Raw genomic sequence first — 14,548 nt, 5'->3', positions numbered from 1 at the left:
TGTAAAAGCTCTGATTAATTAATCGTAGCTCCGTTTTTTACATTTTGTTCGTCTGGATTCACGAATACTAACTTGCCATCTTGGTCTTCAGTCATTAGTATCATACCTTGACTCTCCACCCCTCTTAGAGCACGAGGAGCAAGGTTAGCTAATACCGTCACTCTCTTACCGATGATATCCTCAGGTTTGAAGTGTTCAGCAATACCTGATACGATAGTACGCACATCCATACCAGTATCTACTTTTAATACCAATAGCTTATTTGCTTTTGGCATTTTCTCAGCTTCTACGATAGTCCCTACACGTAAGTCTAACTTAGCGAAGTCTTCATATACAGCTGTTTCTTTTTGTGGCTCTACTACTTTTGCAGCAGCAGCATTTTCTTTTTTAGAAGCTTCTAGACGATCCAATTGTTTTTGCACCTCTTCATCTTCTATCTTAGCGAATAATAGTTCAGCTTGTCCGATAGTGTGTCCTGCAGGTAATAATACTTTATCTTCAGCGATAGTACTCCATTGGATAGGGGTATCTATTTTTAGAATAGATTTCAGTTTGTTAGCAGTGAATGGTAAGAATGGTTCAGCTAAAGTACTTAATGCAGCAGCTATTTGTAAGGCTACATACATCTGTGTTTTTACTCTTTCAGGGTTCTCCTTGATTAGTTTCCAAGGTTCCTCATCAGCTAAGTACTTATTCCCTAGACGAGCTACATTCATCATCTCTGATAATGCCTCTCTGAATCTATAGCGCTCTACAGAACTTTCGATTACACTTGGATATGCTCTTAACTCAGTTAATGTTGCGATATCAACTTCAGAGAACTCATTTGGTTGAGGCACTACACCTTCGTAATATTTATTAGTCAATACTACCACACGGTTAATAAAGTTACCGAAGATAGCTACTAACTCATTGTTATTTCTAGCTTGGAAGTCTTTCCAAGTAAAGTCGTTGTCTTTTGTCTCAGGAGCGTTAGAAGTCAAAGCATAACGCAATACATCTTGTTTACCAGGGAAATCTTCTAAGTACTCGTGTAACCATACTGCCCAGTTTTTAGACGTAGATAGTTTATTACCTTCTAAGTTTAAGAACTCATTAGCAGGTACGTTATCAGGTAAGATATAGCTTCCTTCTGCTTTTAACATCGCAGGGAATATCACACAGTGGAATACAATATTATCCTTACCGATGAAGTGTACTAACTTAGTATCATCAGACTTCCAATATGGTTCCCAGTCTTTACCTTCTCTCTGAGCCCATTCTTTAGTAGATGAGATGTATCCGATAGGAGCATCAAACCATACATACAGAACTTTTCCTTCAGCACCTTCTACAGGTACAGGGATACCCCAGTCTAAGTCACGCGTTACAGCACGAGGCTTTAGCCCATCCTCTAGCCAAGACTTAACTTGTCCATATACATTAGGTTTCCAGTCATTTTTATGACCTTCTAAGATCCACTCACGTAAGAATGTATCATATTGGTCTAATGGTAAGAACCAATGTTTAGTTGACTTTAAGATTGGTTTAGTCCCAGTGATAGTAGACTTAGGATTGATTAAATCTGTTGCGTTTAATGAAGTACCACATTTTTCACATTGGTCTCCATAGGCTTCTTCATTACCACATTTAGGACAAGTACCTGTTACGAAACGGTCAGCTAAGAACTGATCAGCTTTCTCATCGTATAATTGTTCTGTAACTTCTTCTATAAATTTACCTTCGTTGTATAACTTCTTGAAGAATTCAGAAGCTGTCTGATGGTGAATAGAAGATGAAGTACGAGAGTAATTGTCTAAAGAGATACCGAAGTCCATAAAAGATTGCTTGATAATACCATTGTATTTATCAATTACTTGTTGAGGAGTAATTCCCTCTTTTTTAGCTTTCATAGAAATAGCTACTCCGTGCTCATCACTTCCACATATAAACGCTACGTCCTTTCCTTGCAAACGCAAGAATCTTGCATAAATATCAGCAGGTACATATACACCAGCTAAGTGCCCGATATGGATAGGTCCATTCGTATAAGGCAATGCTGCTGTAATAGTATATCTTTTAGGTTCTTGTATCATATATCAATTACTGTTAATATCAAACGAATTTAATAAGAATGCAAAAATAAACAATAGTAACGGATTACGACTATTTATTTTTGAGCTTAATTCGCGATAGGTTATCTATTGTTGAATTTAAATTAAAAAGACCTTAGAACTAGTCAAATAATTCTAAGGCCTTACTAATTTATCAAATGAAGAAAGCTTTTTACTCCTGAGCTTTCTGTTCTTGAATATTTTTTTTCATACTCTCATCCATTTTGAAACTTCCATTAGTAGCAGAAGAACTATTCTCTCCAGTGCCGTGCATAGGTATAGCCATTGTACCATTGTCATCATTTGTTTTCGTAGTAGAAGACTTTATTGATGTTGATTCGGCAGGAGTAGTGGCTTTGTTTTCTTTGCAGCCTACAGTCATGATTGCCATAGCAGCCATTAGTATAATGTGTTTATTCATGGTGTGAGTAGTATTGTTGTTTTTATATAATCTAATCTATTTTGGGTTGAATGTCAGATTGATCTAATTCAGTTGTTGATAAAGGTAAAGCTTTTCTTTTACCTTTTAAACAAAAGAAGAATAGACAACTGAAGATCCAGTTAAACCAAAACATATAACCTCCTAGATGGAAGTAAAACTTCATGTGCTTGTGCGAAGTTCTCGTAAAGTCGATATACGTATAGTAAGCGCCTATAACTCCTATGATAAGTAAAACTACTGTAACGATATTAGCAATTGGTCTTGAAGAGAAATACTTAAATAGAGCTAAGATAATAATTAGCGCTACCTGAATACCAAATATAATTAATGCAGTCTTCCAAGGTGTTTTAAATACAGTGTATTGTTTATACATTAGCGAAATACCTACTCTTCCTAAGAAAGACATCTTAGAGATAAGTACAGCAGATATTATCGCTAGACTAAGTTGTATAAATACTAAAATAGTAATATTCTTTCCCATTATTTCTAGTTAATAGACCATCCGTTTTCTTCACTATAGCGAAGCTTGTACTTCTTAGTAATAAACTTGGTATTCGGGTTTTTATCTTTTGAGAACACGATAAAAGGAGTATACTGTTTTGATAGCATGACAGAGGCAGTAGCAGATTTCTTACTTCTGTTATTCAGTTGTAGATTATTGCTTTTATCTAATGTATATTCTATTGTTTTGACAGTTATCTTATCACTTTTTTGATTGATCACATAAGGGTGTGCTTTCTCAGTTAGCTTCACCGTTACATTCCAGATAGAGTCTTTAGACAACCATTTTTTCTTAGCAGACTCATTCTCAAATTCTATATAACCTTCTTTTTCCAATACTTTGTATTGATTGATCTGAAGGCTGTCTTTTTTCTTTCTAAATTTCTTAGTTCCTAGTTGAATTGTTGTACTCTCAAACTCAGGTTTGTCTTCTAAGTGAGCTTCTATAGTATCAAGAGCTTTAGAAGAAGTAATATCCTTATTGTTACAACTACTCAATAATATCACTAAAAATAGTGATAATGAAGTAAGTATTGTTCTTGTTTTCATAGCTTAAATTTTAACCAAAAGTACAAAAAAAGAGATTATATGGATAACTATTTTAAAAATGTTTGTCGTTTGAATATTAGGTGTTTAGGTGTAATGAAAGAGGTCGCTGTATAGCGACCTCTAGTTTATTTATGCTTAAGTAATATTTAGTTTCTTACCCAGATTTCAACATCTTTTTGAAGTTTCTTTCCATTAGAACTAACCTTCATATTCATTGATGTTTTTCCTGTTTTTTCATTTGTTTTGATGACTAATTCATCTCCTTCTATAGTAGCATAGCCAAACTCATTTTCTAAGTTCTTTACAGACTTTTCGATTAAGTTATATGGGCTATCTTGATCTACTACGATATCTTTAAGCGCTACTCTGAATTCTTTGTTTGGTTTTAATACTATTTGGTTCACTAAGATTTCTGGAGCATTATTATCTTGGAAGAAAGGTACAGAAGGGAACCAAAAATAACCATTAACGTCATTATAAGAAGAAGATTCTTGATTTCCACCTTCCATGAAGGCTTGACCTTTTAGAGCACCTGTATTAGATACTATTCTAGTCCAGTTATAACTTCCATTACTCCCCCATCCTGGTCTTTTTATTAATAATACTAAATCATCTTTGATAGGGTCTACTCTAAGTCCAGCAGCATAGAACTCTAGATTATTCCCCATATCATCTTGACCTAGTTCATAGAATTCACTGTTTAACTCGCCTGTTTTGGTATCGAATTTAGCTATCTTGTTTCCACCATTCCAAGCTCCGTCATTTGCTATCCAATAGATAGCATCTTCTTTCATACTTGGAGACATAGAACCAGGATTCCATGCCCCCCATTTACCTTGGATTGGAGCAGCTGCAATATTATAAGCTTTAGTGTCCTGTGTGTCTTTAGGGTTGATACGTTCTATTTCACTGCCTTTACCTGCCCATACGATACCATTTTTGTCTAAGGTTACTTGTGTATATCCACCTGCCTTTGTATCGATTACAGTATCCGTATCCGTATTGATGATTGTTAAGCCTTTACCTTGTACTACCGCATATACTTTACCATCTACATAGACCATATTACCCGTCATTGAGGTAACACCTGCTACATTACCACTAATCACCTTGTCATTGGTATTTAGAATAACGATTCCGTTAGTCGTAGCGATGTATGCTTTATGATCTGAAATTCCTACGAAAGAGTTCGCTTCAACACCAGGTATCTCTTTTATAGTTTTTACTTCCTTAAAGTCCTTATCTGTGATTACTAATTTATTTTCTTGTTTAGAGATAATGTAATAATTCTCACCGAACGCTACCCCCATTGTAGTTGTTGCTCCTAAAGTACTGCCATTATTAGCCTCTCTATATATTCTATATTTTCTATTTAAACCATAGTCTAAGAAATTCACACTTCCCTTATCTGTTCCAAACCAGTCTTCATTAGCGATATAGAAACCACTAGGTTGTATCAGAGGAGTAGGTACAGAAGGCGGGATGATTCTAAAGCCATCTTCATTTTGATTATTATCGTCAGAGCTACAAGCAAAGGTTAATGCCAGAAGCGAAAAAACTAGTGAGCGAGTCAAAATTTTTTTAGTCATAGTAGTTTAATTGTTTTTTATGTTATCTACAAAAATAAGGCTTCATCCATGCGAACAAAGACTTTTTGTTTTCTTTTTTTAAAGAACACCTATAAATAGGAGTATTTTACTATTTTAGAGGAATAAAGAATAGAGTAATATGAGAAAAATAGGAAGTTTGTTATTTGCGAGTGTATTGTTGTTTTCGTGTACAGAGAAACAACAGTCATCAAATAATCCAATCAATACAGAAGACCAACCAGCATTAACACTTACAGTAGCTGAGGCGAAGAAGATTATAGAGTTGCCTTTACATTGTATAGAATTAGAATATCCTAACCGATTAGGACAAACACTTGGCAGTAATGATGACCTAAAGAATCCTAAGGCATTGCGTCCTATATTTTATGGATGTTTTGACTGGCATTCTTCAGTACACGGCTTTTGGTCTATTGTTACTTTATTGCAGAAGTTTCCTGAGTTAGATGCAGATGGACAGATACGCACTAGATTAAATAATCTGATTACAGATGAGAATGTAGCAGTGGAGTTAGCTTTTTTCCATGACCCTAATAATAAGAACTTTGAACGTACGTATGGTTGGGCATGGCTGTTTCAGCTTCATGGAGCTTTAACCCAATGGCAAGATGCTGATGCGCAACGCTGGGCGAAGACGATAGAGCCATTAGCGAAGATTATGGAAGAGCGTTATGCGGAGTACTTACCTAAGCTATTATACCCAATACGCACAGGTACACATGACAATACTGCTTTCGGGCTATCACTATCACTAGATTATGCACGTCAGATGGGTAATAAAGCATTTGAACAATTAATAGTAGCCAATGCTAAACGCCTGTATGGTGAGGATAAGGGGTGTAATATTGCCTTCGAACCTAGTGGACATGACTTTTTATCACCATGTTTAGAGGAAGCTCGCCTGATGAGTAAAGTAATGAATCAAGATGAGTATCGCACTTGGACTAAGGCGTTCTTACCACAACTATTTGATCAGAATTTTACCATAGAAGTAGCTAAGGTATCTGATCGATCAGACGGACATTTAGTACATTTAGATGGATTGAACTTTAGTAGAGCCACTTGTTTTAAAGAAATAGGGAAGGCATTACCAGAGTTAGCGCCTAATCTGAATGCGTTGTCAGTTCAACACTTTAATAATTCGTTTGGCAATATTACAGGAGACGATTATATGGGTAGCCACTGGTTAGGTACTTTTGCCTTGTACACATTAATACACCAGTAACCTTAATAGTAGATAAATAAGAAAACACAATAGAAGTAGTATGACATTAAGAGAAATGTTTAGCATCGAGGATAAGGATAGAGACCTATCCGTAGAGGCAGTAAGGAATATATTCAGCTTATCTATTGTACAGAGTTTATATTATAATAGATGGCTTTTATTAAGAGATGATGAGAATGTAGAAGATTTTTTAGAAGCTTTTGATGTGATAGGTAAGGATAAGGAAACGAGTAATCAGTTTGCTATATATTTTCAAGAAGATGAGTTCAATACTCGTATCGTTATCTCTCGAGATTATATTAATGGGGAAGGAGAAAAGGATGCAGAGATGTATCACTACTTTATACGCAGAGTAGGGATGGATGTAAGTGATGTACTTGTATTCTACCAAGAGCACAATGCTTATAATGATCAGTTATCATTGCTTACTCCTAAAGATGAGATGCATAAGAGTAGAGCAGTAGATTGGTTTAGTAGTGTATGTGATCTATTGTATTCTGTTAATCACTTTTTTGAGTTCGATGACAAGATTGCTAATATGGTGGAGCACGCACAGATGTTTAGCATAGAGGCTATTAATCAAGAGCCAGAGATAGACTCCATATTCTACAATGGGATTATGTATCGCGTAGTCAGTATACGCAATGGACTAGATCTACTTAAAGGGCTAAAAGGAGTAAATGATCAAAACGAAGAGTTATTTACACTAGACAATTTAGTGTACGACTTAAGTGATGAGAACTCTTTCTTCTTAGTAGTGGATAATGATGCAGAACTAGAAGAACTAGAAGTACTTAACTTCATAGAAGACTATGAGATAGATATACAGGGATATATATTCTTAGGTGATCTAAAGGTAACAGATTCTTTGTTTTGTCAGGAACTAGACTTTTCTCCGATGTTGATTGTGATGGGAGATTTGGTTGTGAAGAACGCTTATTTCTGTGGGAACACACACTATATAGGAGGAAGTGTCTATGGTGAGGTAGTATATGCTAAGTATAACCATGGTGAACTGCATGTGAAGGGAACTTTAGACGTGAGATGTATTGTCTCTATAGATATGCCATGTTATATTAATAAGATTCGCATTACTAGTATTATTTCAGACAACTCTGTACATGCTCTAGATCAAGTAAAGGGCGAAGACGGATTACCCTTCTTTATGCTTAATATATATCCGACTACACACCGTACACGAGATGTGTTTATAGACGAGATCAAAGAAGAACATGCTTGGGGTGAATACTTTCCGGATGACGATGACATCATAGAAGCGATGCGCATGGGCAAAACGTTACTAAAAGAGAGTGTCTTCTCTGTCTATAAAGACTTCAACGATACTGTAGCAGAGCGCTTTAATAGACTATTTATAGAATTAATAGGGAGTAATGGGATGGCCTCAGAGCGTATAGATGGTGGATACGTAAGTGATTACTTCTTTAATGTATATATGTATAATGATCAGAAGTATAGAGAACTCGGTAGAAAAGATAAGACGAGTAACTATCAAGCACGTATTCTACATAATATAGATACAGGAGAATATACGGCTATAGTTGATTTTTTTAAAGAAGATGGTAAGACACAGTATAGCGCTTTTAGATCAAAGCTGACGGATAACTTTACCTCTACTCACTCAGCTATGTATGCTTTTAATCAAGCAGAAGAAGCCTTTTTAAAGAAATTAGGGATTTAGTTAATAGTTTACGGTTTACAGTTCACAGACTGTAAACCGTTATTTTTTATTGTTATAGGATTGAGGGATGCAAAACATTGATATCTCTGAAAAACCGCCAACTACCCATATTCAATATATGATATATCATAGGCAAACACTGTCAACAGCTAATCGTTAACCATAAACTGTCAACTATTTATCATCAATGTATTGTATGCAAATACTGTAAACTGTAAACGGTCAACCGTTAACTAAATCACCCTATTCTTAAGCCATTTTTAGTAGGCTTATCCATAGTCATTAACGTAACCTCTTTTCCTTCTACAGCTCCCATTACTAGGCATTCACTCATTAGAGTAGCTATCTGTTTAGGAGGGAAGTTTACTACAGCTACTACTTGTTTACCGATCAGCTCTTCAGGCGTATATAGTTTAGTAATCTGAGCAGAAGATTTTCTCTTTCCGATTTCTTCTCCGAAGTCCACTACTAATTTATAAGCAGGGTTTCTCACTTCAGCGAATACTTCCGCTTCAACGATAGTACCTACTCTCATTTCTACTTTAGAAAACTCATCCCAAGTCAATGTATTGTTGTTATTTTCCATGTTTTAGGTTTGTGATTAATTCCAAAAATAGGGAAAATAAAATAAAAACGATGAGCTCATTTGCTTTTAACAGGAATAGCTTTAAAACAACGACAACTGCTCTGGTTCATTAGAAGGCAAGCCTAAGAAAGGGAAAGTCGCTATGATATCGTATTGTCTTCTGTCAGGATTAAACTGGCGTAAGGCGATATGATTACACAGACAAGAGATAGCAGGTTTCTGAAAATAAACTAATGCACGCTCTAATCGCTCAGGGTCTAGCTTGCGCGCGATAGACATATGAGGTTCGTTACTCTTATAGATTTCGGGCAAAACGACTTTGCGCATTACCTTTTTTGCATAATCTTGAAGAATAGGTTTAGAGAACTCATCTACTGCTAAGAAGAACGCTCCGTTAGGATATTGTCCATAGTCGTTAAATAGTACTTGTACAGGAGTGAATGTACTACACTGTGCTCTGACTAATTCGGCTATTTTTTTGATACCATTCAGGTCAGTTTTAAACTTAGAGATAGTGATATGTGCTAAGGAATTCTTACTGTTATACCACCCTATCTCATCGGCTAGTTGTAGCTTCATTTGCTTTACCAGTTCGAGTGTAGCTTCATCAGGTTGAAAACAAAGGGAGTATTTAGAAATCATAGCATAAGTTTAAAAGAGTAAAAATAAACAATATCAAGCGTATTTATCTCTTTTTATGCTATGAATACTGCGTTATTTCACTGTTCATATTGCCTTATTCTGCCTCTATTTGGAGATATTGATCAGATATGCTTCTTTTGATTTAATATGGAGTGTCTTTTTGATTGTAAGTAATTGTGATCTAATTTATTGTGTTTTTTTGATTTGATTTTGTTCGGAAGCTATTCGGAAATAAGCTGTGTTTACTTGGGATTAGAGGTTGTTTTGCAAACGAGATTCAGATTGTATCCGAAGGATCTCTAATGAAGGATTGTATTGAGGGAGTAAGATGTATCTAATAAAATAAGGAGACCTTCTCTCGATAGGTCTCCTTGCTTTATAGAAGTATAAATAACATTCTAATTATCGTATAACCACTCTTCCTCTAAATGGGACATCAGTCGCTATATCTATATTATGAGCTTTAGAGATAAATATCTTACAAGGCTTTACTTGATAGACAAATTCATCTATAATCTCAGATACCTGTACAATAGGGTTCTCTATTTGGTGGTCTTTAAAGTCAACAACTAGTATGTCATTGTCAAAATCTAAGGCTGAAAATTCTTTTACGTATTTCATGATTGTGTTGTTTTTGAAATTATATATTAAGTTACGGATAATAAAGTAGATAGAAAAATAGAGTTGATAAAATATTTTATATCAGTGCTTTATTACTTTTAAGAAAACTATATTTGTTAAAATTTTCATTAACATTTAACGTTATTTAGAGGAGTAGAAAGTAAAGTTGCAATTGCAGTAAGTGTTTAGTAAAGTAGTTTGAGGATTTAGAAAAAGAATATGAGTATAGTCTTGCGTTATTTGTTTTTAACAGGTGCAGTCTTGATACTATTTTTTGGTATTGAAGGAGTTTAAGTTTAGAAGTTAAGTTGATAGAAATGTTAGTACTGATAGGTATTGTGATAATAGGATGGTTAATGTATAGAGTACCAACTATACATAAAAACAAAGGAGTATATGTTAAAGAAGGCGCCAGCGGGACACGTCTGTTTATTTTGTCTATTACCGTTATAGCACTTGGAATGATTAATTATGCTACTAAACAGTGGCAAATAAAAAGTGAAGAGTTCAGAAGTATGGATAGGTATACTGCTGTACTTACTGGATATAATACAGTGACAGAAGGGAGTGGTAAGATGAAAACTATAGCATATATTCCTGTTTATAAATTTGTGACTAAGTCAGGTGATAGTATTGAATATAAAGCCAAAAATTCATCAATAGGGAAACCTATTGAAGGAAGTCATTTTAGAATTTATTATAATCAAGTAGAAAAAGTAGCTTATGTAATAGATGTACAGATGATGATTAGTATAGCTTTGATAGCTATAATTTTAATAGGTGCTGTATACTTTCTTATAGGGTTACTTGCATATAGTGTATTGCCTAATCATATAAAGTATAAGTGGGTAGGAGTTGAGTTAGCTTATGCGGTTCTTACTATAGTATTCTTTAGTATTATACAGTTGTGTATATGTTTGATGTTTTTTAGTGGATATCGTTATTCTTGGGTGATGATTGTAGTGTATCTGATTATATCAACATATTTGACAATAAGAGCATTAAGGTCAACTATAAAACAGAGAATAGAAGAGTTTAAGTTGAGGTGATTAATATCTAGATAACAGAAAAATAGTTATGATAGAAGATGTGATTTATAATCAGTGGTCTATAATACTAGGATTATTATATACAGGCTGGTTAACGTCTAGAATAGTGAAACGTACTACGAAAGGGCGAAAAGAAAAAGCGGGTTGTGTAGATGTAATACGCGTATTCTTAATTATCGGAGGTTTGTTTGGATTGACTGTTTTCGGGAGTGTTGCTTTTGGAAGTATGTTTATTCGTACACTATCTAGCTTAATTAACGGAACTCTAGTATTCAGTATTGAGTTGTTTGCAGAGTTGATTTGTTATGGGACGATGGTAGCGGTGCTAGTATTCGCATTTATAGGTGTTATGCTCTATGGTATGGGAAGAGATATGCGCCGATATAATAGATTGGCTAGATTATTAGGACTAGGAGTATTAGTTCCTTTGATTATGCTTGTATTCGAAGGGGCTTTGATCTACGCACTTGTTATTAATATATACAATATTCCCCTTTCTGTATTATTAATGGTATTTATCTTGATCTTGTTAATCGGGATTATACTGTATGTGAAGATTATCAGGGAAGAGATAACAGACTTAATAGAAAAAGAAAAGAACGCTAGTAAAAGTAAGGAGAATAAGACAAAAGGAATAACACAAGATAAATCTGTGACAAGGTCTCAGACTGCTAATCACTCTAGACAAGAAAGCAATAGAAGTACTCAACGTACTAACAAGCCTGATCCTCATAATGACGAGTGGAAGCGCAGAAGTAATAGACGTAAAAAAAGATAGTAATGGACGAAATCAGAATTAATCAGTTGGCATTTGGGTTAGGGATATTGTATACAATATGGCTGACTTATAAAATAATAAAGCGTTCTTCTCATAATGGAACCAAAACAGGATGTCTGGGAATTGGGTATATCTATCTTATCGTGGCGTCTATTTCTTCATTGGCAATAGGTGGGACTGTAGCCTTGACGATGATGATCATTACGAAGACACAGACTGTATATAACGGGGATAAATATGAGGCGCGTGTGGTATCCTATACTAGCTATGAGAGTCGTAACTCTGATGATAATGGCTATACCACGATGTATACACCTACAGTACACTTCACTACCAGAGGAGGTGAAGTGGTAGAATATGAGCTTGACTATTCTAGTAGTGGTATGCCTACCGTAGGCGATCAGCACACAGTATATTATGATGAGACTAATGAGCGTGTAACTACCTTTGGGCTAGGGACAGTAGCGTTGATACTCGCTTTTGGGGTGATGATCGTTATACTTGTATATCTTTTTGTCGGTATGGTGATATATGCGATGAACTGGTCTATGGATAGATATAAAGAGATAGGGGCATTCTTAGGACTGGCTATAGTATTGCCATTGATTATGATTTTGTTTGATGGAGCTATGATATGGGCATTATTTGATGGTAAGGATAAACCGCTTTGGGTTAATATCATCTTAGTGTTTTTTAGTTTGGTACTGACATTGGCTATTTGGGGTTATCTCAAAAATATCTATGGAGATGGTCTAAAGAATATGGGGATGAATAGAAAGGGAATAAGAAGAGTAGATAACACTAGGTTTGGGAATACAACGAGAAGGGGATAAATACGGGAAGTATGGATATAATTAAGAGAGAATTAATGTTTTTATTACCTGTGATAATAGGGATAGTCATTAGTATAATATTAGGTAAATTAATTAATAGACGATGTCAGAGATATAACTCACTTCCTATGTTAAAGGACCTAGGTAAGGGGACTTATTTTATATTGTTGGGTATTATGTGGGTTACTTATAGTACTGGCTCATTATTGTACAATGTAGTGTCTAATAAAGTTAATATTATTAGTAATGGTGATAAGTACATGGCTAAGGTAGTGTCTTATACAACATATAAGACTGAGGGGAGTCGAAGTAAAAGAGGGAGTCGAAGTGGAAGTATCAATTATAAACCAATAGTTACATTTAAAACTAAGGATAAAGTGAGTATAACTCATACCCTTGATTCTTCTGTAGGGGATATGCCTATTAAAGGACAAGGCTATGTAATCTATTATAATCCTAAGACAGAAAAGATAACAACGTTAAATACAAGTGATGTGATTGTGATTACTGGATTTAGTATAGTATTTATTCTTATCGCTTTTGTATTTGTGACAATGTTTAGTTTTGCGATTGGTGCCCCTATGATGAAGTATAAAAAGGTAGGAACTTATCTTCTGTTTCTGTTTGTCATTCCTATAAGTATGTTGTCTTTAATGTTTGCTTTTATCTATACACTATTGTATAGTAATGCTGTATCAGCAGGAATGTCATTAGTATTAATCTTCGTTATTTTGCTTATGATCGCGGGAATATATGGTGTATTAAAAACTGTTATGTCTGAGAATGGTATTATTCAGAAGATAATAGCATGGAAACCAAATTAGTTGAATGATATAAACTGTCTTAGGAAATACTAAGACGGTTTTTTATTTCTTTTAGATTCAAAAATATAGTATATACCTAATATCAAAAACATAAATAGACTATACAACAAAGAACTAATAAAGTCTTTTCTGTCAATTAGCAAAGACCAAAGTAGGTTAATAACTAGTAAAACCCATAAAAAGTAATATATCTTTTTATTCATAATTATTTGTTTGTTACTAAGTTATGTTTTTTGTGCTATATAGAGTTATTAATTTCAAAGAGAATATAGGAATAAGTATAATTATCAAATAAATAGATTTACAACACCTTCTCAAAACACAGGCTACTCTCCACACCTTCATACTGACCATAGTTAGGGATAACAGTATAGTTATTCTTTCTGTATAATATCTCTGCTTGTGTCTGTAGCTTACCCATCTCTAAGATACAGCGTGTATAACCTAGCTCTAGACTCCACTTTTCTAGTTCAGCTAGTACAATAGAAGCGACACCCTTACCTCTAGCGATAGGAGCAGTGTACATACGCTTAACTTCCATAGTATGTGAGTCATATTCTTTGATAGCTCCACAGGCTATAGCCTGACTATCTTCATAGATAACAATAACATGGTTGATATGATCTACTTTATTGTACTGATCAAAGAAGTCATGTTCATCACCATCAGTTGTTTTGAGGTATTTATCTAGTTCTGTGATGAGGTTTAGAAAGTCTTTATTGTCAGAGTTAGTTCTTGTAATGGTTAGCATAGCTTGATGTTTTGTGGGTTAAAAATACTGTTTTTTAAAGTGCTATTTATTTCATTAGAGAAAAACTATTCGTTAAAGTTGCGTATCTTTATAGAACGTGATTATTAAAAGCAAGTGTAGATATGGACTTAGATTATGAAAGTAGATTTTATATGGTATGGATACTATCGAGTATTGTGATAGGTGTCTTCGGTGCTATATTGTATAAAGTAATACAGGATATTAAAAAGAAAGAAGTGACTAAAGTGCAGTATATCATTGCTTTTATAGGTAGCTTTATCATCGCATTAGCCTTTGAGTGGGTGCTGTTTTATCTTGCTTTATAGCTAATATTTGGTTTTAATGAAT

At 34.5% G+C, this 14,548-nt stretch carries 16 protein-coding genes; 7 read left to right on the top strand and 9 right to left on the bottom strand.

The genetic code is table 11. The annotated features are described in order from the left end of the window. Positions 1 to 14: 14 nt before the first annotated feature. The 5 genes from metG to MODO_RS02070 all read right to left on the bottom strand — a co-directional run bounded on the left by metG (position 15) and on the right by MODO_RS02070 (position 5,174). Positions 15 to 2,075, bottom strand: a complete 2,061-nt coding sequence (gene metG / locus MODO_RS02090) for a methionine--tRNA ligase (protein WP_006257745.1) — start codon at positions 2,073 to 2,075, stop codon at positions 15 to 17. Between the two features lie 190 nt (positions 2,076 to 2,265). Beyond that, a complete protein-coding gene (locus MODO_RS02085) occupies positions 2,266 to 2,514 on the bottom strand; it encodes a hypothetical protein (RefSeq protein WP_006257743.1) in 249 nt (82 codons plus the stop codon). A 31-nt stretch (positions 2,515 to 2,545) separates the two neighbouring features. Beyond that, positions 2,546 to 3,016 carry a hypothetical protein gene (locus MODO_RS02080; RefSeq protein WP_006257742.1) on the bottom strand — a complete coding sequence of 157 codons (471 nt, stop codon included), beginning with the start codon at positions 3,014 to 3,016 and terminating at the stop codon, positions 2,546 to 2,548. A 5-nt stretch (positions 3,017 to 3,021) separates the two neighbouring features. Further along, positions 3,022 to 3,585: a hypothetical protein gene (locus tag MODO_RS02075; RefSeq protein WP_006257741.1), complete on the bottom strand. Its 564-nt coding sequence runs from the start codon at positions 3,583 to 3,585 to the stop codon at positions 3,022 to 3,024. Positions 3,586 to 3,731: 146 nt separating this feature from the next. Next, positions 3,732 to 5,174 carry a DUF5074 domain-containing protein gene (locus MODO_RS02070; RefSeq protein WP_006257740.1) on the bottom strand — a complete coding sequence of 481 codons (1,443 nt, stop codon included), beginning with the start codon at positions 5,172 to 5,174 and terminating at the stop codon, positions 3,732 to 3,734. Positions 5,175 to 5,313: 139 nt separating this feature from the next. On the opposite strand from MODO_RS02070, the gene MODO_RS02065 reads away from it, so the two are divergent. Then, complete coding sequence (locus tag MODO_RS02065; protein WP_006257739.1) at positions 5,314 to 6,417, top strand: DUF2891 domain-containing protein; 1,104 nt, start codon at positions 5,314 to 5,316, stop codon at positions 6,415 to 6,417. Positions 6,418 to 6,457: 40 nt separating this feature from the next. Next, entirely contained in the window at positions 6,458 to 8,116 is a 1,659-nt protein-coding gene (locus MODO_RS02060) for a hypothetical protein (protein WP_006257737.1), read from the top strand. A gap of 238 nt (positions 8,117 to 8,354) precedes the next feature. On the opposite strand, the gene MODO_RS02055 is transcribed toward MODO_RS02060, so the two are convergent. The 3 genes from MODO_RS02055 to MODO_RS02045 all read right to left on the bottom strand — a co-directional run bounded on the left by MODO_RS02055 (position 8,355) and on the right by MODO_RS02045 (position 9,965). Beyond that, positions 8,355 to 8,702, bottom strand: coding sequence for a tRNA-binding protein (locus MODO_RS02055; protein WP_006257736.1), 348 nt, complete (start codon positions 8,700 to 8,702; stop codon positions 8,355 to 8,357). A gap of 81 nt (positions 8,703 to 8,783) precedes the next feature. Next, positions 8,784 to 9,344 carry a 2'-5' RNA ligase family protein gene (locus tag MODO_RS02050; RefSeq protein ID WP_006257735.1) on the bottom strand — a complete coding sequence of 187 codons (561 nt, stop codon included), beginning with the start codon at positions 9,342 to 9,344 and terminating at the stop codon, positions 8,784 to 8,786. A gap of 402 nt (positions 9,345 to 9,746) precedes the next feature. Continuing rightward, positions 9,747 to 9,965 carry a hypothetical protein gene (locus MODO_RS02045; RefSeq protein ID WP_006257734.1) on the bottom strand — a complete coding sequence of 73 codons (219 nt, stop codon included), beginning with the start codon at positions 9,963 to 9,965 and terminating at the stop codon, positions 9,747 to 9,749. A gap of 317 nt (positions 9,966 to 10,282) precedes the next feature. On the opposite strand from MODO_RS02045, the gene MODO_RS02040 reads away from it, so the two are divergent. The 4 genes from MODO_RS02040 to MODO_RS02025 are packed head-to-tail and all read left to right on the top strand — an operon-like array spanning position 10,283 to position 13,449. Then, positions 10,283 to 11,014: a hypothetical protein gene (locus MODO_RS02040; RefSeq protein ID WP_006257733.1), complete on the top strand. Its 732-nt coding sequence runs from the start codon at positions 10,283 to 10,285 to the stop codon at positions 11,012 to 11,014. 28 nt (positions 11,015 to 11,042) lie between these two features. After that, complete coding sequence (locus tag MODO_RS02035) at positions 11,043 to 11,792, top strand: hypothetical protein (protein ID WP_006257732.1); 750 nt, start codon at positions 11,043 to 11,045, stop codon at positions 11,790 to 11,792. A 2-nt stretch (positions 11,793 to 11,794) separates the two neighbouring features. Further along, positions 11,795 to 12,625, top strand: a complete 831-nt coding sequence (locus MODO_RS02030) for a DUF3592 domain-containing protein (protein WP_006257731.1) — start codon at positions 11,795 to 11,797, stop codon at positions 12,623 to 12,625. Positions 12,626 to 12,636: 11 nt separating this feature from the next. After that, entirely contained in the window at positions 12,637 to 13,449 is an 813-nt protein-coding gene (locus MODO_RS02025) for a DUF3592 domain-containing protein (protein ID WP_006257730.1), read from the top strand. A gap of 301 nt (positions 13,450 to 13,750) precedes the next feature. On the opposite strand, the gene MODO_RS02020 is transcribed toward MODO_RS02025, so the two are convergent. Beyond that, positions 13,751 to 14,200 (bottom strand): GNAT family N-acetyltransferase, encoded by a 450-nt coding sequence (locus tag MODO_RS02020; RefSeq protein WP_006257729.1) that lies wholly within the window; start codon positions 14,198 to 14,200, stop codon positions 13,751 to 13,753. Positions 14,201 to 14,322: 122 nt separating this feature from the next. Here MODO_RS02020 and MODO_RS02015 point away from each other — a divergent pair, with 122 nt between their 5' ends. Continuing rightward, positions 14,323 to 14,526, top strand: coding sequence for a hypothetical protein (locus MODO_RS02015; protein ID WP_006257728.1), 204 nt, complete (start codon positions 14,323 to 14,325; stop codon positions 14,524 to 14,526). The last annotated feature ends 22 nt before the right edge of the window (positions 14,527 to 14,548 follow it).

Origin of the sequence: Myroides odoratimimus, assembly GCF_001485415.1 — a bacterium.
In the GTDB taxonomy this organism is placed as follows: Bacteria; Bacteroidota; Bacteroidia; order Flavobacteriales; family Flavobacteriaceae; genus Flavobacterium; species Flavobacterium odoratimimum.
The sequence above is the reverse complement of the archived record's forward strand: the minus strand, read 5'-3'. Positions and strand labels throughout refer to the sequence as shown.

Coding starts and splice junctions, on each gene's coding strand:
- metG (WP_006257745.1), bottom strand. CDS start 2,075: ATGATACAAGAACCTAAAAGATATACTATTACAGCAGCATTGCCTTAT.
- MODO_RS02085 (WP_006257743.1), bottom strand. CDS start 2,514: ATGAATAAACACATTATACTAATGGCTGCTATGGCAATCATGACTGTA.
- MODO_RS02080 (WP_006257742.1), bottom strand. CDS start 3,016: ATGGGAAAGAATATTACTATTTTAGTATTTATACAACTTAGTCTAGCG.
- MODO_RS02075 (WP_006257741.1), bottom strand. CDS start 3,585: ATGAAAACAAGAACAATACTTACTTCATTATCACTATTTTTAGTGATA.
- MODO_RS02070 (WP_006257740.1), bottom strand. CDS start 5,174: ATGACTAAAAAAATTTTGACTCGCTCACTAGTTTTTTCGCTTCTGGCA.
- MODO_RS02065 (WP_006257739.1), top strand. CDS start 5,314: ATGAGAAAAATAGGAAGTTTGTTATTTGCGAGTGTATTGTTGTTTTCG.
- MODO_RS02060 (WP_006257737.1), top strand. CDS start 6,458: ATGACATTAAGAGAAATGTTTAGCATCGAGGATAAGGATAGAGACCTA.
- MODO_RS02055 (WP_006257736.1), bottom strand. CDS start 8,702: ATGGAAAATAACAACAATACATTGACTTGGGATGAGTTTTCTAAAGTA.
- MODO_RS02050 (WP_006257735.1), bottom strand. CDS start 9,344: ATGATTTCTAAATACTCCCTTTGTTTTCAACCTGATGAAGCTACACTC.
- MODO_RS02045 (WP_006257734.1), bottom strand. CDS start 9,965: ATGAAATACGTAAAAGAATTTTCAGCCTTAGATTTTGACAATGACATA.
- MODO_RS02040 (WP_006257733.1), top strand. CDS start 10,283: ATGTTAGTACTGATAGGTATTGTGATAATAGGATGGTTAATGTATAGA.
- MODO_RS02035 (WP_006257732.1), top strand. CDS start 11,043: ATGATAGAAGATGTGATTTATAATCAGTGGTCTATAATACTAGGATTA.
- MODO_RS02030 (WP_006257731.1), top strand. CDS start 11,795: ATGGACGAAATCAGAATTAATCAGTTGGCATTTGGGTTAGGGATATTG.
- MODO_RS02025 (WP_006257730.1), top strand. CDS start 12,637: ATGGATATAATTAAGAGAGAATTAATGTTTTTATTACCTGTGATAATA.
- MODO_RS02020 (WP_006257729.1), bottom strand. CDS start 14,200: ATGCTAACCATTACAAGAACTAACTCTGACAATAAAGACTTTCTAAAC.
- MODO_RS02015 (WP_006257728.1), top strand. CDS start 14,323: ATGGACTTAGATTATGAAAGTAGATTTTATATGGTATGGATACTATCG.